The following is a 17,574-nucleotide window of genomic DNA, read 5'->3' on the forward strand; positions in this document are numbered from 1 at the left end:
GATCAATAGATTAAAATTTGATTGCATGATTTCAAAATTAATATATATTAATTTTAGACAAAAACCGAGGCATCATTGTAAATTTTAGGGAATGAAAGGGGAGTACTAATGAACAAAAAGATTTACATCAAAGTCATGGCCAGCGCCGCCTTGCTCAGTGCAATCGCGTTGCCTGCCCAGGCTGCAACCGACTTGACGGACATCAATGGTTCATATGCGAAAGATGCCATTCAAGAACTGGTCAACGCGGGGATTCTTAACGGGAAAGGAGATGGGAAATTCGATCCCTCGGGAAAGATCGAGCGGCAGGATTTCGCCATCATTCTCGCAAAGGCCTTGGGACTGGACATGAACCAAGTCCCACCTTCTGCGACATTCCGGGATGTACCTGCCGATCACTATGCTTTCCAATATGTTGAAGCCGCCGTAAAGGCTGGCTTAATCACCGGTTATGGTAATGGTGTATTTGGGACTGGGAATAGTTTGTCGCGGCAGGATATGGCAGTCATTTTTGTGCGGGCCCTTGGTGTCGATGCCACCGGCAAGGGTGCCGACCTGGAGTTCTCCGATGCTGGCCAGATTGCTGATTATGCCAAGGACGCGGTTGCCGCAGCGGTAGAACTCGGTTTAATTGCGGGCGCTGGGAATGGTCAGTTTAACCCAACCGGAACGGCGGAAAGACAAGCCGTTGCCTTGGTCGCCAGCAACTTCCTGAAGAAATCGGAAGAAATCAAGAAGCAAAACGAAGGCGGCAATCCAGCTTCCCCGGGCGATACGCCCGCTCCAACCCAGCCGGACAAGCCGACGATACCAACGATACCAACGATACCAACGACACCATCGACACCTAGTTCTGGAGGAAGCAGCGGCGGAGGAAGCAGTTCTCCTCAGCCTGATACGACTGCACCGACGGTGACACTCGTGTCTTCTTCGCCCGTTACGATCGGTGATACTGTGGTTGCCCGAAGCAGTGAGTCAGGTACGCTCTATCTCATTTCTGCGAACTACACGCCGCGGACGAAGTCAGAGTTGGATTCTCTCAGCTCCGGTCGGGGTGTCGCTGCCGCTTCGGCCAATATCAACACAAATATTCCGACAACCGGACTGGCTACAGGCGATTATCGGATTTTTGCGGTTGATGCTGCAGGGAATGTATCCGCTCCCTCCTCTGGAATTGAACTTATTGAAGCTTCCTCCCCCTTAACCCTGTCGCTGAAATCGGGAGCGAAGCTTTGGCTGAACAGCGGAGCTACCCTTTTGGATAGTACATCTGACTCTTCTAGCCCAAACACTCGGAATATGAACAATTGGATTGAAATTACGAATGGATCAACCCCTTTGCAGATTGGTAACTATTTAGGCTCAAATTGCTTCACCGTTGTGGATTCAAATAACAATCCGGTAGCAAACCTTGTTATCGATTCATCAAGCGACTTGCTTCAATGGAGCGAAGATCCGAACAATTTAGGCCCCATCGTCATCCCCGTAGCGGCCGCGGATGAGCATAGTGTCGCCTCCCTTGATTTCACGCTCTGGGATAATCACGGAGGTAACTTAGGTAGTGTACAGGTTCCCATTATATTCGACAAAATCAAGCCAACCGTAACCGCTGCCACCTATACAGATGGATCGATCACCTTGACTTTCAGTGAAGACATGCCTATCGAGATTAATGCGCCGAGCATCACGCTGGATTATTCTGCAATCGGGGACTTCACCGATAGCGAGCCCTTCCCTTCTGAAGCCGCCTATACCGTAACCGTGTTGAATAGCAAGCAATTCCGGATTGACCTCACGCCTTCCGCCATTGCTAAGCTGACTTCCGTCGGAAAGTTCCGCATCCTTGCATTGGCACCAAACGATTATGCCGGCAATCCAATCGATCTAAACGGGGGCATCCAAATCCCATCTATTTAAGCCTCCCCCCGAGAACGGCCCCCGGCCGTTCTTTTTTTCTGCGCCGATAGGTTCTCGCCGACGAATGAAACCAAAATATGATATAACAATATTAATGTGTTTATTCGAAAATGACCCTTCAGGAAGTGAACCAGTGAGCATAGAGAAAAAACCGGGGAAACTGGTGCAACGGGTGTTGTTGTCCGTGGCGTACGCGATCATCCGGAGCCGTTCCCGGATCAAAATCGAGCGAAATGACACGGTGGGTCTGAAGCCGCCTTATCTGATTTTGGCGAACCATGTCACCAACTGGGACCCGCTGTACATCAACTGCTACGTGGATGAGCCCATCAGCTTTGTGGCCGGAGCGTCCCTGTTCCGCAACCCGATGCTCGCCAAGCTGCTGAATTATACCGGGGCGATCCCCAAAACCAAATATAAAAATGACACGCGAACGATCCGCGGCATGCTGAAGGCCAAGCAGCACGGACGGGTTATCGGCTTGTTCCCGGAAGGCAATCGGAACTGGGATGGGACGACGGAACCGTTGATTTTCTCCACTGCCAAGCTGGTAAAGCTGTTGGATCTTCCGGTGGTCGTCGCGACCATTTCCGGCGGGCATCTCTCGTTCCCTCGTTGGGCGGAAAGCCACCGCAGGGGACCCATTCGCTTATCCCTCGTGAAAAAATGGGAAGCCGGCACGTTCACGAACCACACGCCGGAGCAGATTCATGAGATGCTGACCGAGGCGTTGGCTCATGACGATGCGGAATGGCAGTCTCATACCGGAGCCGCTTATTACGGCAAAGCTCCGGCACATTATCTGGAGCGCCTGCTGTTTATCTGCCCGCACTGCGAGGCTCCATGCCACCTCCGCTCCGAACAAGATCTGTTCGGCTGTACGGATTGCGGCTACACCGTGCGTTACACGCACCAGGGCAAGTTAGCCCCGTTCACCCACTCTTTACGTTTTTCAACTACGCGGGACTGGAACCGCTGGCAGCTGAAACGCCTGGAGCAAGCGATACAAGAACCGGGACATCTGGCAATCTGGGAGCAGGTCATGCGCGATCCCGTACATCTGTATGTTTCGGAAGGGGAGCTGCCCTTTCAATCGCTGGGAACGGGACAACTGCAATGGAGCGCAGATCAGGAAGCTGCCCTTTCCTTTCAGGGAGAGAGAGGGCAGACCTATTCCTTTCCGTTTGCCGAGTTGGAGGGCTTGAATGTGCAGCTTCACCACAAATTTGAATTTTACTTGGGGGACAAGCTGTACCGATTCTTGTTTTACCAACCGAGAACTTCAGCCTATAAATGGCTCAAATTTATTACCGCGCTGGTTCAGCGTACACCACGGCTCAACTAGGAGGTTCCCCATTGGATCATTCATGGTCTTTCGTGATCGACTTTACGCTTCTCTCTTTGCTGATGGTCGTGTCAGCCATCCTCAAGGCCCGTATTCCGCTGCTGCGCAAAATTATCGTGCCGACTTCTATGGTCGCCGGGATCCTCGGTCTGATCGTCGGCCCGGAGCTGCTCGGCTGGCTTCGATTTGATATCGACCGCCTGGGTCAGCTCGTCTACCACCTAATGGCGATCGGCTTCATTGCGCTCTCCCTCAAAGAGCGAGAAGTGTCCAACAGTCCGGCGGTCATGAAATCCGGCATGTTAATCGTATCCACGTACCTCATTCAAGGATTGGTGGGGTTCGGGCTCTTCCTGCTGCTGACGGAATTCTTCTATCCCGGCATGTTCCCAGGCATCGGCCTGCTGCTTCCTCTGGGCTACGGGCAAGGTCCGGGACAAGCCTATTCGATCGGCAGCCGCTGGGAGGCGCTCGGACTCGAAGGCGGCGGAAACCTTGGCCTGACGATTGCCGGGTTCGGCTTTATTTGGGCGGTCATTCCGGGGATCATCCTGATGAATTACTTGATCCACCATCCCAAATACAAGCAGAATGCCTTCCATTCCCGCAAAGAACGAACCGAGGTTACGGAAAAGTCGGAGGAAGGCGAAATTCCGCTCAGCGACGCGATTGACAAGCTGACGTACCAAATCGCGCTCATCGGCTTCATTTATCTCGTCACCTACTTGACGATACGCGGGCTCGAAGCGGTGTTGACGCCTCTTGGAACGTACGGCGAGACGCTGGCCCAACTGCTGATCGGCTTCCACTTCCTGATCGGCAGCCTGTATGCGATGTTGTTCCGGTGGATCCTGAATCGCTGGAAGCGGGCGGGCTTCCAATTGGAGCATTCGCCCAACAACTACCTGTTGCAGCGGATCTCCGGGTTCTCTTTCGATTACATGATCGCCGCTTCGATCGCCGCGATCTCGATTTACTCGCTGAAGCAATACCTGACGCCGGTGCTCATCCTGACGACCGTAGGCGGGTTAATCACCGTGTGGTTTATGGTGTGGTTAGTGCCGCGAGTACTGCCGGAGGATAAGCTGCCGAATATCCTCGGTTTCTACGGGATGCTGACCGGAACGATCTCCACGGGCCTCGCGCTTGTCAAAGCCGTCGATCCGAAATTCCAGTCGAATACGACCGATAATTTGGTTATGGGCAGCGCAACCGCGATTATGTTTGGGTTCCCGCTGCTGCTGATTTTGAACATCCCGATCGTCGGGTACCTGCAACAGCAGCCGGTGATGTACTTATACACCTTCGCCGCACTGTTCTTGTATTTCGCCGTCCTGTTAGGCATACTGCTTTATCGATCCCGAAAAACATCGGCTTAAGCCAAGCTCACAAATGAATAATCCCCGCCCTCTTTACCATAGAGAGCGGGGATTTTTGATGTCGTGTTATTTCACCGGTTTGGAGATATTGGCTTTACGGAACCCTTGGTAACTGTCGAGCGCCGCAGCTAACAGATAGGCGAACAACGCCAACCACATGACCCATTCGGAATTGAAGCCGGACACGCCTAAGGATTGCGGACCGAAGATCTCCTCCATTTTCGTAACAAAACCCGGGGCAAGCAGTTCGGCATTGCGAATCATCACCCCGAACACAACTGCGGAGAGGACATGATTCGCCACGTTGAAGAACGCGATGGGTACGGTCCATTGGGAGACAACCCATTTATAGATCGCCAAGGCGACATCGAGAACTAGAATGAGTACGATAAACGGCCAATAGGATAGCAGCACTTCCTGATTAAAGACTGGCGTTGTCATTTCAAACCGGCCGTTCTCATACACGCCTATCAGCCTATCCGCATTAAAATACACGCACCCCCAGATCGCCGTCCACATGAGGTTGAAGAAAACCTCGCTTTTCTTGATCACTTTCTCCTTAGGGACATAGCGGGCATCCTTCAAATCATCCGGCGTCCAAGCCTTGAATTTGCCGTTCAGCGGCAATTCCTTGCCGGTTCCCGTACGTTCTAGAATGACAAACACCAGGGTAATCCAAAATACGGTCTGTACACCTATGCCAAGCACCGTCTGTATGGCCTTGCTGAGCAAGCTCGCCGCGGCATCCACCGGAGCCACTTCACCTGAATACGTGATGATTTGGTTCGCAATCAACGAAAGGAGGGCAATCACGACCGCAATCGGGATAACCATTTTCATCACTTGAACATAGGAATCAAAGTATCGCGGCCCGATCAGATACGCCGGCTGATCCCGGTACTGCGCGGCCAGCGCCGCTGGATCTCCTAATTGGCTTAACGCCTCCTTCACTTCGGCTTCGCCGTAATCCTCCGGCAGCATATCCTCGATCGTGGAGCGCAGCTCCAGCGCGATGTCTCCCCGGCTCTGTTCCGGCAACCGGCGAGTAACTTCGTAAATGTAAAGCTCAATCAGTTCCGACGGACTCATCATCCTTCTCCCCCTTTAACAATGTGTACAGTTCTTGGGAGGTCTTCTCCCATTCCTGCTTCAACTGCTCGAAAATCTCCAAACCAAATGCGCTCAGCACATAATAGCGGCGCGGTCGGCTCTCCGACGTGTCCCAGCTGCTGGTTACCAGCTCCTGCTTCTCCAACCGGCGCAGCAGCGGGTAAAGTGTGCTTTGATCAATGACGATCCCTGACTGCTCTAAACGTTGAACCAGCGAATACCCGTATTGCGGCGTCCGCAATTGGCTCAGCACGGCTAAGGTCAGCGTTCCGCGACGGAGCTCCGTGATCAATGAATTCAGTAAGGCGTTCATCCTTTCACCTCATTGTCTAATCCTATTTGTCGTATACTGTGTGTCATACAATATGTTTTATACTATGCATCATACACTATTGTTAACCTTCCAGCAATAGGCAACAAACAATATTAGCAAAAAAATCCCCGCCTCCTTCCGAGACAGGGATTTCAAAATGTTCAAGAGATACAGACTTCAAGCCAGCATTATTCGTTCAAAAAGGTGGTTACACGGTTCTGAATCAGCTTGGCGGCTTCCTCTGCGGATTTCTGCCCGCTAAAGTAAGCTAACGACTCCTCGCCTACGATAGCGATTACTTTCCCGTCAAGCTGCGAGAATTGGTCCACCGTATCCAGCATTTGCCCGAAACGGACGAATTCTTCATCCTCCGCCTGCACGGTTGTTCCGTCAGGCAGCTTGTAGCTGCCGTCCGCGACTTGCTTCTGGATCTCGTCCAGCTTCTCTTCGTTCACCGATTTCAGCAGCGAAAATCCACTGTGCTCCGGCAACTTTTGTACCTCCTCCGATAAGAGGAAGCTAATCAACTTCCACGCTTCGTCCGGAACCGCTGTGTTCGCGCGGATGCCAAACTGGGAGGAGGGTACGATCCGCATCGTGCCCGATTGTTCCGGTTGATGCGGCTTCTGCATCAGCATCGGATGCTCGAAGTACATATGCGGCACCTTAATCACGTCAGCCGGCTCGAATAACACGGCGGAATAAAACAATTGCTTCCCGGGGCCGGCCGATTCGGCGGTCATCACGCCATCGTCGTACATTTGCTTGACTTGGTGCAGCAGGGCCACAAATTCCGGGGAATCGAATTTGGCTTGCTTGGCTGTCGTATCGACATAGGTCTCATAGTTATCTACCGTCATCTCCTGCATCAGCATATCCGGTGGATACTCCGCCATCGCAACCACTTTGTCTTTCCCCTGCGTCAGCGTCTTCGCTTTCTCAGCAAAATCCTGCCAAGTCCACGTTTTTTCCGCAATGCCGGCGTCTTTCAATACTTGGCCGTCAGCGATAAATGCCCGCAGCGAGTATCCGCCTGGGATGGCGTACAACCCGCCGTTCACCCTGGTGGCCTCCAAGATATTCGCTTGAAGATTCTCCTTCTGAATCGACGTATCCTCGCTAAGCAGGGAATCCATGTCCTGTAGTTGACCTTTGGCGACATAATCACCGATCGGCAGGCTGTTCATCTCAATGACGTCCGGCCCCTGCCCCGAGAGCAGCGCCGTATTGATCGATTTCTTGTACTCCTCCATCTCTCCGGGTTTCCACTGTTCCCCAGCCTGTTTGTAGGCTTGGACGGTTAAATCAATATCCGGGTATTTCGCTTCGAACTTTCGTTCCAACGCCTCGTAAAACGGGGTTGCCTCCTGTACCGATAAGATAAGGGCGGCTTTCCCTCCTTCCGAAGCCGTCTTCCCCCCGGCGCTCTCCGTACCGGAGCCGCAAGCGGTTAATGCGATCATTATCATGATTGCCAATCCTATTGTCATTCCCATCCGTTTCTGCATGGGTCAAGCCTCCCTAGATCAAATTTATTGCAAACGAACCCGGTTCCCATCCTGCAGCGGTTCACTGCTTTCCAGAATAATTAGGTCCCCCTCATACAGGCGGTCCGCCGGAATCATCGTTTCTTCTTCATTCCCTGCGCTTGCTTCAATCGTCACCTTACGAGCGATAAACTCGTTACCCAAGGCCCCGCGCCGCTCCTCCACCTTGAAAATAAACCGCGTATCGCCGTCGCGATGAATCGCTTCGTTCGGAAGGAGCCAACCTTGGTCCGCGGAAGTCTGATCCAGCTTGATCGAGACCTGCTCACCCCCTTTCAGTACGGGATCGGCCACCTGGACGCGCAGCCGTTTCAGCGGAACCGCCGCCGTCGTTCCGGCAGGATCCTCCGCTGATCCGGCGATACGTGATCCTGCGTCAGCGATTTCCTCAACCGTTCCATCTAGCGTACGAGCGGGTTGATCGCCTGAGGCGGCAACCGCGACCTCAAGCGTCTGCCCGGTCGCAACCTGCAGGCGGCCGATCAGCTCGGCATCGCCGGTCATCTCCAAGCGGTAGCCCGCGATGTCGCTCGATACGACCACGTCCGGTTGTCCGGCCGAAGCCAAACCCTCTACCGCATTCACTTTTGCAACGACTCCATCAAACGGGGCGACGAGCTCGCGCTGGCGGTCGAGTTGCTCCTTTAGGCCCTCGATTTTTCGCTCCTGCATGGAGAGATCCAGCTTGCGCGTTTCCATCTCGCGTTTCGCTTCCCGAAGACCGGTCTCGTCACCGCCAACCGTGGCCTCAATGAACTGGTCCTGGATCGTCTGCAGCGCAATCCGCTGCTTCTTGAGTTGATCCGACTCGTCTTCCAGCTCCCTCTCAGCAGCGGCGCTGTCGTATAGTACCAGCGGTTGACCTTTCTTCACGCGGGCTCCTTCCTTCACAAGAACCTTCCGAACCTTCCAGCCTGCTGGATTAGGAAGCTCCGCCTGCTTGGCCGGCTGCAATACGCCGCTGGCTTCCAGCTTGTAGGTAAGTCCGCCGAGCTTGGCTTGGCCCGTCCGGACCTTCGGCAACGTCACCGATTGCAGCGTATTGCTGAACAAGGTGAAGAACAGCAGTCCTCCCATCAGAGCCATAAAGGCGATTAAAATCATCTTTTTCCTATTGCGATCGGTTTGTTCTTTCGTAAGCTCCATGACGTAAGCTTCTCCTCCTTACCCCTTGATCCCGGACAGCTGCACGCCTTCGATGAAATACGTCTCGGCATAAAGGAACAGCAGCACCATCGGCGACATGTACAACATCGAAGCAGCAAAAGCTGTCCCCCACTCGCCGCTTAATCTCGACAAGAAAACCGATAAAGGCTGCTGGAGCAGATCCAAGAAAACTAACGGCTGCTCGACCATGTTCCAATAATCCACGAACAGCAAAATCACCAGCGCGGCGAGACCCGGCTTGACCATCGGAAGGATGATCGTCAGAAAGATCCGCGGATGACCGGCGCCGTCCATCTTGGCGGCTTCGATATAGGCGTACGGGATATGCAGCATGAACTGGCGCAGCATAAAGACCCCAAATGCGGCGAAAATCCCCGGCAAAATCACCGCTCCCGAATGGTGCAGCAGCCCCAGCTTATCGGCCATGAGATAGTTAGGGACCAGCGTGACCTGAAAGGGCATCAACATCGACAGCAAATACACCAGAAACACCGCGTCGCGACCGCGAAACCGCAGTTTCGAAAGCGCGTAAGCCGCCATCGCGGCCACCGCCGTTTGTCCGGCGATGATCGGCAGCACCAGGCCCACGGAATGCCAAAACATCAGCAAATAGTTGGGGGTACGTACCAACAGTTGACCGTATTGCTCCAATGTGACCTGGTCCGGCACCCATTTCAAATTGACGAAGGTTTCGGCCCCGGTTGAGGTCGCCTCCGTCAATTTCCCGATATTGCCGTAATCGATGACCAGCTCCTGTTCGCTCATCAGCGAGTTGGTGAACGTAATGATGATCGGGAACAGCAGCATCGCAGCGACTAGACTCATCCCCCCGGTTAACAACACCTTACGTATCGTTTGGAACGCCTGCACGTCCTGCACCTCCTAAATATGCGCGTTATTGTCGGCTTTGCAGGACCGAGACGCTTCGTCCTAAAAACCGACCTTCTATTCCATGAATTGTCGGTATCGGCGTTCTAGCCCGAACAAGCCCAGGACGATCGCCAGGATGGCGGCAACCATTAACACCGCCGCAGCCGTCAGCTTCTGAATGTCCATCGAAACAAACATATTGTTCATGTAATGCTGCAGCATGTAGATGCTGTCGTGCGGATAATCGCCCGCAAGCAAATACGTCTCCCGAAATACCTTAAACGAGTTGATAATGGACATGATGACCACGAAGAACGTGGTGGTCGTCAAATAAACGAGCGTGATGCCGAAGAATCGGCGGACCGGCCCTGCGCCTTCGACCTGTGCCGTTTCGTAGTAGTCCTTCGGAATCTGCTGCAGGCCGGCCAGAAACAAAATCACGTTATAGCCGATGTTCTTCCACAAATACACCACGATGACGACATACCGGGCGGCCCCGGTCTTCATCCAGTCCACGCGCTCCATCCCGAAGCGGCTGAGGGTATAATTCAGCACGCCGTTCCAGTCAAAGATCATCTGCCAGATGAGGATGACCGACGCCACCGGCACAACCAGTGGGAGCACGTACGAAGTGCGCAGCCACTTCCGCAGGTAGATCTGCCGATTTAACAACAGTGCGAGAATCAAGGACAGCACCAGCATCAAGGGGACGCCAAGCGCGCTGAAATAAAGCGTGTTGGCCGCTGCCTTCCGGAACGAATCGCTGGCCAGAAGCTCGCGGTAATTCGCCAATCCGGCGAAGCCTCCGCCGGGGATGCCGCTCTGGAAGGAATACAAGAGACTCATCCCAAACGGGATCAGATAGAAGACCCCGAACCCGGCCACGCTCGGCGCCAGGAACAACCCGGCTGCGGCGGCATCCCCGCGTCGCCACCTCGCGAATCGCGAGGAGGCTTGGCTTTTTGGCGCACGCAAAAAAACCCACTTTTTCATTTTCCAATCCTCCTGCCGTTCTTGCTCTTAAGCATAAGGCGGACTGTTAAAATCAAAAGTGGGGTAAACCTAAACTTTTTCTTAAGTCAGCTTTTCATGACGAAGCGTTTTTTCATGAGATCCAAGCTTCGGCAAACGCACCTCGAACTCCGTGCGGATCAGATCGCTTTGCACCGAGATCGTGCCTTCATGCTGCTCCACGATATTCTTGGCGATGAACAGGCCCAGCCCGGTGCTGCCTTCCTGGTGCGTGCGCGCCCGATCGCCGGTGAAGAACATGTCGAACACGTGAGGCAGCTCGTCCGGCGGAATGGAATCCCCATAGTTGGTGACGCGCACGACAACCTCTTCCCCGTCCAGCGCCACGCGGACGTCGAGGTATTCACCGTCTTTGCCGTAACGAACGGCATTGGACAGCAGGTTCTCGAAGACGCGGGCGAGCAGATCGCCGTCGCCGGAGATCATCAGCTGCGGCTCCGTCTCCAGACGGGCGGTCAGCTGATTTTTTTCAAATACCGGGTACATCTCTTCGGTCAATTGAGTCAGCAGCTCGCTCAAGTCCAGCGGCCGGCGGTGGATACTCAGCTTGCCGTAATTCATCCGTGTGATTTCGAACAGCTCGTCGATCAGCTTCTCCAGCCGTTGCGATTTGGTGTAAGCAATCGTCGTGTAATGCTTCATCTGCTCGGCGGTTAAATCCTTGCCCTGCAAGATGAAGTCCAGATATCCGATGACGGAGGTTAGCGGGGTTCGAAGATCATGGGCTAAGTTCAGCACCAATTGTTCCTTACTGTTCTCGGCAAAATCCCCCCGTTCCACCGCTTGCTGCAGCTTCTCGCTGGCCAGGTTGATGTCCCGTGCAATCTCTCCGAACTCGTCGCCGGAAGGAACATGGACCCGATTCGTGAAATCTCCTCCCGCCAGTTGGTTGATGCCCCGGGAAATCTCCCGAAAGTAAGCGACGTAACGCCGGGTAAGCAGATAGAAGTATAAGAACGAGAGCGGGATGAAAATAATCAAAAATACGTTGATGTCGCCGATCTCACGCATGATCCGACGGACATCATACAGCGGGTCCTCGCGAAGCAGCGTGTGGTAGTACCCCCGCAGCGCCAGGTAAATCAGAAAGGTCGTCCCGGCGGAGAGCAGCATGCTCAGCCCAAACAATCGGATCATTTGGAAGCGGAAGCTGCGAAACTTCGGTTTATCCATGTGGTTATCCATTGAACGTATACCCTACTCCCCAGACGGTTTTGATCAACTTGTTCTTGTGCTGATCTTCGCCCAGCTTCTTGCGCAGAGTCCGGATATGCACCATGACCGTATTCCCGCCTTCATAATAAGCCTCGCCCCAGACCTTCTCAAAAATATGCTCCGAACTGAACACCTTCTTCGGATGGCTGGCGAGCAGCACCAAAATATCGAACTCCTTTGGCGTAAGCTCCACCGGTTCGCCGTACAGGAACACCGTTCGCTGCTCGGGGTGGATCACGAGCCCACCGGCCTCCAGCACCGGCTCGTCCACCTGAGCGGCGACCGAGGGATTCAGCTGAATAAAACGCCGCAGTTGGGCGTTCACCCGGGCCACCAGCTCCATCGGATTAAACGGCTTAGTCATGTAATCGTCCGCCCCGCGAACCAGGCCGGTGATTTTATCAAGGTCGGTTGCTTTGGCGCTGAGGAAAATAATCGGGAGATGATGCTGTTCGCGGATTTGCCGGGTCACTTCGTACCCGTCGATCTTCGGCATCATAATATCCAAGATGGCCAGATCCACGGACTGTGTCCGGATGACATCCAGCGCCTCCTGTCCGTCGGCCGCTTTGATGCAGCGGTATCCTTCCCGGGCCAGGTGCAGTTCAATCAAGTCGGCGATTTCCGCCTCGTCGTCTGCAATCAATACCGTGATGGGTTTCATCGATCCATCGCTCCTTTTCATGGACAGCATAACCGATGACGCTTCACGATTTCAAATGTTCGTTTAAGACGTTCTCATCCAGAACATCATAGCTGCCATATACCTTGCAGATATGTTGCTCTCCCCAAGCGCAGAGCGCATCCAGAATCCCGCGTAAACTCTCTCCATATTCGCTTAGCTCATATTCCACCCGGGGCGGGACCTCCTGGTAGATCATCCGCCGAATAACCCCGTCTGCCTCCAGCTCGCGCAGCTGCTGGGTTAACATTTTCTGCGTAATGTCGGGCATCAGTCGTTTCAATTCACTGGTCCGTTTCCGTCCGTGCGTCAGGTGGCACAGGATTACACATTTCCACTTCCCGCCGATCACCTCCAGCGTCGCTTCTACAGAAATATTGTATTTCTTCTCTTTCATCGTCTTTGCTCCTTTTAATAGGCACAAAAATGTGCCTACCCTACTTTTTGGTGCCTATATCACTTGAAAGTGCGTACTTCTCAAAATAAACCCTATCTCCCATAATAGCATTTGTCGCTCGCTTCTGCAGAAATCTCGCAGACGCCAGCCGCTCTTAATCCACATCATCACTGGGAGGTTAAAGACAGGTTTATGGATAAAAAACGAAGTACCCTCGCGCTGCTTGCCTTGGCGATTAGCGCCTTTGCGATCGGGACTACCGAATTTATTAGCGTGGGGCTGCTACCCTTGATCGCCGAGGATCTGCACATCTCCACAACCACGGCAGGTTTGACCGTTTCCTTATATGCCTTGGGCGTCGCCTTCGGGGCGCCGGTTCTCACATCACTAACGGCACGGTTGTCACGCAAAACGCTGCTGCTAGGGATCATGGTCGTGTTCATGATCGGCAATGCCCTGGCAGCTGCAGCGACCGGCATCGGCATGTTACTCGTTGCCCGGGTCGTCTCCGCCTTCTCGCACGGCGTGTTCATGTCGATCGGATCTACGATCGCCGCCGATCTGGTACCCGAGCACCGCCGAGCCAGTGCGATCTCGATCATGTTCACCGGCTTGACCGTCGCGACGGTCACCGGGGTGCCGCTGGGTACCTTTATTGGACAACAACTCGGCTGGCGCGCCGCGTTTATCGTCATTGTCACCGTGGGGCTGGTTGGCTTCATCGCCAATAGTCTGCTGATACCATCCGGCTTGCGGAAAGGGGGACGAACCGCGTTCCGCGATCAAGTCAAGCTGGTGACGAACGGCCGATTGTTGCTGTTGTTCTCCATTACGGCTTTGGGTTATGGCGGCACCTTTGTCGTCTACACCTACCTGTCGCCGATTCTGCTGGAGATTACCGGATTTAAGGAAAGCGCCGTTGCGGTCATTTTACTCGGTTACGGTGTCGCCATCGCCATCGGTAACATGGTTGGCGGCAAGCTGTCGAATCGCCAGCCGGTCCGAGCCTTGTTCTATATGTTTATGGTCCAGGCGCTCATCCTGCTCGCCTTACTGTTTACGGCACCGTTTAAGGCCGCTGGCTTGGTCACCATTTTCCTCATGGGACTGCTCGCCTTTATGAACGTACCGGGGTTGCAGGTGTATGTCGTCATGTTAGCGGAGCGGTTCGTCCCGTCCGCCGTCGATGTTGCCTCTGCGATCAACATCGCGGCTTTCAACGCCGGAATTGCCCTTGGGTCTTACCTGGGCGGGGTCATCGCCGATTCGATCGGCCTCATCCACACCTCGTGGATCGGCGCGCTAATGGTCGCGGCTGCCGTGCTTCTCACCAGCTGGAGCCGCGTTCTGGAACAGAAAGATCGGCAAGAAAAGCACGCCCATCCTAAACTTCAACAGGAGGTTCAACTATTATGATCACCCATTTACAAGATACCACTACGCTGCACAATGGAGTGAAGATGCCTTGGCTGGGTCTTGGCGTATTCCAGGTCGAGGAGGGACCCGAACTCGTAAACGCGGTCAAATCCGCCATTGCCCACGGTTATCGCAGCATTGATACGGCAGCGATCTACGGGAATGAAACGGGGGTTGGACAAGGCATCCGCGAAGGCTTGCAGCAAACCGGTATCCCGCGTGAAGCCTTGTTTGTCACCTCGAAGGTATGGAATGCCGACCTCGGATACGAAGAGACGCTGGCCGCTTATGAAACGAGCCTGCGCAAACTGGGTTTGGATTATCTCGATCTGTATCTGATCCACTGGCCAGTGGCTGGTAAATACAAAGAAGCCTGGCGGGCGCTGGAGACGCTCTACCAAGCCGGTAAGGTCAAGGCGATCGGCGTCAGCAACTTCCAGGTTCATCATCTGAAGGACTTAATGGCGGACGCAGAGACGATACCGATGATCAACCAGGTCGAATATCATCCGCGTCTGACGCAGCAAGAAGTGCAAGCCATTTGCCGCGAGCACGGCATTCAAATGGAGGCCTGGTCCCCGCTGATGCAAGGGCAATTGCTGGACCATCCTTTACTGGTTGAGCTTGCCCGCCATTATGGGATATCGGTGGCGCAAATCATCCTCCGTTGGGATTTGCAGAACGGTGTGGTCACCATTCCGAAATCGACCAAGCCGCACCGCATTGCCGAGAACGCGAGCGTATTCGATTTTGAGTTGACGGCCGAGGATATGGCGCGGATCAGCGCCTTGAACCAGAACCTTCGGATCGGGCCGGACCCCGACCATTTCGATTTCTAACCATACCAAAAAGAGCAGATGCCGCGGGGATCCTTTAGATCCTTCGGGTCTGCTCTTTGTCAGCTGTAGGGGCCGATTTCGATGCGGTGATGTTCCGTCTCGTACGTGAGGTCCTTGTATACGCCATCTTCTTTGACCGAAAATTCAGCGACCGCATAAATTTCATACGTGCCGATCCGATCGATTCGAGTTTCGAAAAACTCGTTGATATCCGTTTCGCCCCCCATGCTGCGAGCTACCGCACGGTCCACCTCGGTGATCGTGTTCACCCGGTTCCCCGCACTGTCTACAATCAGGTAATGAAACACCCGTGGCTTGCTCTGCAGTTCAAACCGTTGTTTTGACAGATTGTGCAGGCTAGCGATCAGCGTAAACTTCGCGTCTAAACCAGCGCGTTTCGGAACCGATAGCTCTACAGTGAAGGGGCCGTCCACATGCTCGGAGGTCGCCTTGGTTTCAGCCGGTCTTAGTCGGGTCAGCGCCTGGTCGACCGGATCAAACGTGCTGCATCCGGCAAGCAAGAGCAGTCCTAATGCCGCCGCTAATCCTAAGACGGATTTCTTCATAAACGATCACCTCAAACTAAAAAACATGTCTCGCCGGTTTGGTTGTAGACGGCGTAAAGAAAGGGTACCTCAAAGGCACCCCGGGAATCAAGGGCCTTCGGCCCTGCTAGGAACGATTCGCTTCCCACCAGCTTAGGTACGGATAGGCGTTGAGGGCTTTCCACGGCGACGTCTGGTAGATACCAAAATGCAGATGCGGCAGGAATAGACCGGATGTCCCCTCCGGGCCGTAGCCCGTGCTGCCAACGTAACCGATCAACTGACCTTTCGTTATTTTGCTGCCTGTTCCAATCCCCTTCGCATAACGCGACAGATGCGCATAATAAAATGCGGTAGAACCGTCGACCCGCACGGTCAACCGCCAGCCGCCAAGCTCGCTCCAGCCGTAGTTCATGACTTCTCCGGCCATCGCGCTGTAGACGGGGGTCCCTTCATCAGCGAAAATGTCGATCCCCTCGTGCGTGCGCTGAGCAGTACCATCTTCAGCCCATGCCCGTCCATCGCCATAACTGTTCGTCATCGGGGTATACGTCCCCTTGGCGAGCGGGAAGAAGCCATTTTCGAACCGGTCTGGCTTGGATACGGTATTGGATAATTTCGCTTCCGCCGGGAGATTGATTTGCAATCCGGCCCAGATATTATTGGGATTCGATAATTGCGGGTTTGCTGAAATCAGCGAATTCAACGAAACCTTAAATTTCAAGCTGATCAACCAAAGTGTTTCTCCATTTTGCACTGTATAAGCCGTTGGTCCAGGGACCTGCAGCACTTGACCCGGATAAATCCAATCGTTGGTTAACTGATTCATCGATTTTAACTGTGTTGTGCTGATTTGGTAGGCTGTTGCGATTTGCCACAGGGAGTCCCCTGATTTCACCGTGTAAGGCGCTGCGCTGGATATGCTGCTAAATAACAAGGTGCCGGCGATTGCCCCAGCGATGCCCAGTGTCCACTTCTTGTTACTCATGATGTCAACCCCTAGCAGATGTAATAGTTGGACTCCTTCCATCGTACAGGAAATGAGGAGGACAGATAAGCGGTGGATTTTGGAAGTGGCTCAAGAGTAAAAAGGGGATTGCATAAAAAGCCGAGGAATGTGCAAGTTACGAAAAACAAGAAAAAAATGGAGGGTTTGATCCCTTGGAATACGACTGGATTTGGAAATCAGCCATCGCCCGGTGGACCCCAAATTGCAGTAAATTTTGAGCGATTTATGAACCAAGGATAGACGGCCTCCCCTGAACCATACTAATACCAGCTTTATCCAACAACAATGATGGAGGCTTGGTTGCGATGGCGCAAAGAAGGATGAACTTGCTGATGTTCAGCGGGGATTACGATAAGGCGATGGCCGGACTGATTCTGGCGAATAGCGCGCGGGATATCGACGTAGAGGTGACGATGTTTTTTGCCTTCTGGGGCCTGTTTCTCGTGCGCGATCCGGAGAAAATGACGCTGGAGGATAAGACGCTGTACGAAAAGCTGATGACCTGGATGACCCCCAAAGGGCCGGAGGAGTTGCCCCTCTCCAAAATGAATTACAGCGGGCTGGGCAAATGGATGCTGAACGAGATGATCGAAGACCAGGAAGCCCCCCGGCTGATCCATTTCTTGAAAGGAGCCCGTAAGAAGAACATCAAGTTCTACGGCTGCAAGCTGTCGGTCGACATCATGGGCTTCAAGCCGGAGGAGTTCCTCCCAGAGCTGGAGATCATCGATGCGCAAACGTACCTGCGCGATGCACTGGAATCGGACATACAGCTGTTTATCTGAAGTCGA

The 17,574-nt window shown here is 53.7% G+C and carries 17 protein-coding genes; 6 read left to right on the top strand and 11 right to left on the bottom strand.

Translation table 11 applies throughout. The features are described from left to right. Positions 1 to 108: 108 nt before the first annotated feature. The 3 genes from MKZ15_RS22555 (at position 109) to MKZ15_RS22565 (ending at position 4,641) form a co-directional block, all read left to right on the top strand. Positions 109 to 1,917, top strand: coding sequence for an S-layer homology domain-containing protein (locus tag MKZ15_RS22555; protein ID WP_339818350.1), 1,809 nt, complete (start codon positions 109 to 111; stop codon positions 1,915 to 1,917). A 133-nt stretch (positions 1,918 to 2,050) separates the two neighbouring features. After that, positions 2,051 to 3,262, top strand: coding sequence for a lysophospholipid acyltransferase family protein (locus MKZ15_RS22560; RefSeq protein WP_339818352.1), 1,212 nt, complete (start codon positions 2,051 to 2,053; stop codon positions 3,260 to 3,262). 11 nt (positions 3,263 to 3,273) lie between these two features. Beyond that, entirely contained in the window at positions 3,274 to 4,641 is a 1,368-nt protein-coding gene (locus tag MKZ15_RS22565; RefSeq protein ID WP_339818354.1) for an S-layer homology domain-containing protein, read from the top strand. Between the two features lie 66 nt (positions 4,642 to 4,707). Here the strand turns inward: MKZ15_RS22565 and MKZ15_RS22570 are convergent, their stop codons facing one another. The 9 genes from MKZ15_RS22570 to MKZ15_RS22610 form a co-directional block, all read right to left on the bottom strand. After that, a complete protein-coding gene (locus MKZ15_RS22570; RefSeq protein ID WP_155604760.1) occupies positions 4,708 to 5,730 on the bottom strand; it encodes a hypothetical protein in 1,023 nt (340 codons plus the stop codon). Next, positions 5,708 to 6,064, bottom strand: coding sequence for a PadR family transcriptional regulator (locus MKZ15_RS22575; protein ID WP_155604759.1), 357 nt, complete (start codon positions 6,062 to 6,064; stop codon positions 5,708 to 5,710). The genes MKZ15_RS22570 and MKZ15_RS22575 overlap by 23 nt, the downstream gene beginning before the upstream one ends. Before the next feature lie 188 nt (positions 6,065 to 6,252). Next, positions 6,253 to 7,572 carry an extracellular solute-binding protein gene (locus MKZ15_RS22580; RefSeq protein WP_339818359.1) on the bottom strand — a complete coding sequence of 440 codons (1,320 nt, stop codon included), beginning with the start codon at positions 7,570 to 7,572 and terminating at the stop codon, positions 6,253 to 6,255. A gap of 24 nt (positions 7,573 to 7,596) precedes the next feature. Further along, complete coding sequence (locus MKZ15_RS22585) at positions 7,597 to 8,757, bottom strand: HlyD family efflux transporter periplasmic adaptor subunit (protein ID WP_339818363.1); 1,161 nt, start codon at positions 8,755 to 8,757, stop codon at positions 7,597 to 7,599. Positions 8,758 to 8,775: 18 nt separating this feature from the next. After that, positions 8,776 to 9,603: a carbohydrate ABC transporter permease gene (locus tag MKZ15_RS22590; protein WP_339822565.1), complete on the bottom strand. Its 828-nt coding sequence runs from the start codon at positions 9,601 to 9,603 to the stop codon at positions 8,776 to 8,778. Positions 9,604 to 9,723: 120 nt separating this feature from the next. Further along, positions 9,724 to 10,641: a sugar ABC transporter permease gene (locus tag MKZ15_RS22595; protein WP_339818366.1), complete on the bottom strand. Its 918-nt coding sequence runs from the start codon at positions 10,639 to 10,641 to the stop codon at positions 9,724 to 9,726. An 81-nt stretch (positions 10,642 to 10,722) separates the two neighbouring features. Then, positions 10,723 to 11,865 (bottom strand): HAMP domain-containing sensor histidine kinase, encoded by a 1,143-nt coding sequence (locus MKZ15_RS22600; RefSeq protein WP_339818369.1) that lies wholly within the window; start codon positions 11,863 to 11,865, stop codon positions 10,723 to 10,725. Further along, positions 11,858 to 12,559 carry a response regulator transcription factor gene (locus MKZ15_RS22605; RefSeq protein WP_193416955.1) on the bottom strand — a complete coding sequence of 234 codons (702 nt, stop codon included), beginning with the start codon at positions 12,557 to 12,559 and terminating at the stop codon, positions 11,858 to 11,860. Before MKZ15_RS22605 ends, MKZ15_RS22600 begins: the two co-directional genes overlap by 8 nt. Positions 12,560 to 12,602: 43 nt before the next feature. Beyond that, a complete protein-coding gene (locus MKZ15_RS22610; RefSeq protein WP_155604753.1) occupies positions 12,603 to 12,974 on the bottom strand; it encodes a helix-turn-helix domain-containing protein in 372 nt (123 codons plus the stop codon). Positions 12,975 to 13,166: 192 nt separating this feature from the next. Between MKZ15_RS22610 and MKZ15_RS22615 the strand changes: the two genes are divergently transcribed. Together MKZ15_RS22615 and MKZ15_RS22620 are read left to right on the top strand one after the other, a co-directional pair. Beyond that, a complete protein-coding gene (locus tag MKZ15_RS22615) occupies positions 13,167 to 14,390 on the top strand; it encodes an MFS transporter (protein ID WP_339818372.1) in 1,224 nt (407 codons plus the stop codon). After that, positions 14,387 to 15,229: an aldo/keto reductase gene (locus MKZ15_RS22620; protein ID WP_339818373.1), complete on the top strand. Its 843-nt coding sequence runs from the start codon at positions 14,387 to 14,389 to the stop codon at positions 15,227 to 15,229. The genes MKZ15_RS22615 and MKZ15_RS22620 overlap by 4 nt, the downstream gene beginning before the upstream one ends. A gap of 59 nt (positions 15,230 to 15,288) precedes the next feature. On the opposite strand, the gene MKZ15_RS22625 is transcribed toward MKZ15_RS22620, so the two are convergent. Continuing rightward, on the bottom strand, positions 15,289 to 15,795 hold the full coding sequence (locus MKZ15_RS22625; protein WP_339818375.1) for a hypothetical protein: 507 nt from the start codon (positions 15,793 to 15,795) through the stop codon (positions 15,289 to 15,291). Positions 15,796 to 15,901: 106 nt separating this feature from the next. Next, positions 15,902 to 16,762 (bottom strand): M23 family metallopeptidase, encoded by an 861-nt coding sequence (locus tag MKZ15_RS22630; RefSeq protein WP_339818378.1) that lies wholly within the window; start codon positions 16,760 to 16,762, stop codon positions 15,902 to 15,904. A gap of 326 nt (positions 16,763 to 17,088) precedes the next feature. Between MKZ15_RS22630 and MKZ15_RS22635 the strand changes: the two genes are divergently transcribed. Beyond that, positions 17,089 to 17,568, top strand: a complete 480-nt coding sequence (locus tag MKZ15_RS22635) for a DsrE/DsrF/DrsH-like family protein (protein ID WP_155604748.1) — start codon at positions 17,089 to 17,091, stop codon at positions 17,566 to 17,568. Positions 17,569 to 17,574 lie beyond the last annotated feature (6 nt).

The organism is Paenibacillus sp. FSL R7-0216, assembly GCF_037969915.1.
GTDB lineage: Bacteria > Bacillota > Bacilli > Paenibacillales > Paenibacillaceae > Fontibacillus > Fontibacillus rhizolycopersici.

Excerpts from the sequence above, each read along its gene's own strand:
- MKZ15_RS22600 (WP_339818369.1), bottom strand. The coding sequence starts at position 11,865 with ATGGATAACCACATGGATAAACCGAAGTTTCGCAGCTTCCGCTTCCAA.
- MKZ15_RS22575 (WP_155604759.1), bottom strand. The coding sequence starts at position 6,064 with ATGAACGCCTTACTGAATTCATTGATCACGGAGCTCCGTCGCGGAACG.
- MKZ15_RS22635 (WP_155604748.1), top strand. The coding sequence starts at position 17,089 with ATGGCGCAAAGAAGGATGAACTTGCTGATGTTCAGCGGGGATTACGAT.
- MKZ15_RS22620 (WP_339818373.1), top strand. The coding sequence starts at position 14,387 with ATGATCACCCATTTACAAGATACCACTACGCTGCACAATGGAGTGAAG.
- MKZ15_RS22555 (WP_339818350.1), top strand. The coding sequence starts at position 109 with ATGAACAAAAAGATTTACATCAAAGTCATGGCCAGCGCCGCCTTGCTC.
- MKZ15_RS22630 (WP_339818378.1), bottom strand. The coding sequence starts at position 16,762 with ATGAGTAACAAGAAGTGGACACTGGGCATCGCTGGGGCAATCGCCGGC.
- MKZ15_RS22585 (WP_339818363.1), bottom strand. The coding sequence starts at position 8,757 with ATGGAGCTTACGAAAGAACAAACCGATCGCAATAGGAAAAAGATGATT.
- MKZ15_RS22595 (WP_339818366.1), bottom strand. The coding sequence starts at position 10,641 with ATGAAAAAGTGGGTTTTTTTGCGTGCGCCAAAAAGCCAAGCCTCCTCG.
- MKZ15_RS22570 (WP_155604760.1), bottom strand. The coding sequence starts at position 5,730 with ATGAGTCCGTCGGAACTGATTGAGCTTTACATTTACGAAGTTACTCGC.
- MKZ15_RS22590 (WP_339822565.1), bottom strand. The coding sequence starts at position 9,603 with ATGAGTCTAGTCGCTGCGATGCTGCTGTTCCCGATCATCATTACGTTC.
- MKZ15_RS22610 (WP_155604753.1), bottom strand. The coding sequence starts at position 12,974 with ATGAAAGAGAAGAAATACAATATTTCTGTAGAAGCGACGCTGGAGGTG.
- MKZ15_RS22625 (WP_339818375.1), bottom strand. The coding sequence starts at position 15,795 with ATGAAGAAATCCGTCTTAGGATTAGCGGCGGCATTAGGACTGCTCTTG.
- MKZ15_RS22580 (WP_339818359.1), bottom strand. The coding sequence starts at position 7,572 with ATGCAGAAACGGATGGGAATGACAATAGGATTGGCAATCATGATAATG.
- MKZ15_RS22605 (WP_193416955.1), bottom strand. The coding sequence starts at position 12,559 with ATGAAACCCATCACGGTATTGATTGCAGACGACGAGGCGGAAATCGCC.
- MKZ15_RS22615 (WP_339818372.1), top strand. The coding sequence starts at position 13,167 with ATGGATAAAAAACGAAGTACCCTCGCGCTGCTTGCCTTGGCGATTAGC.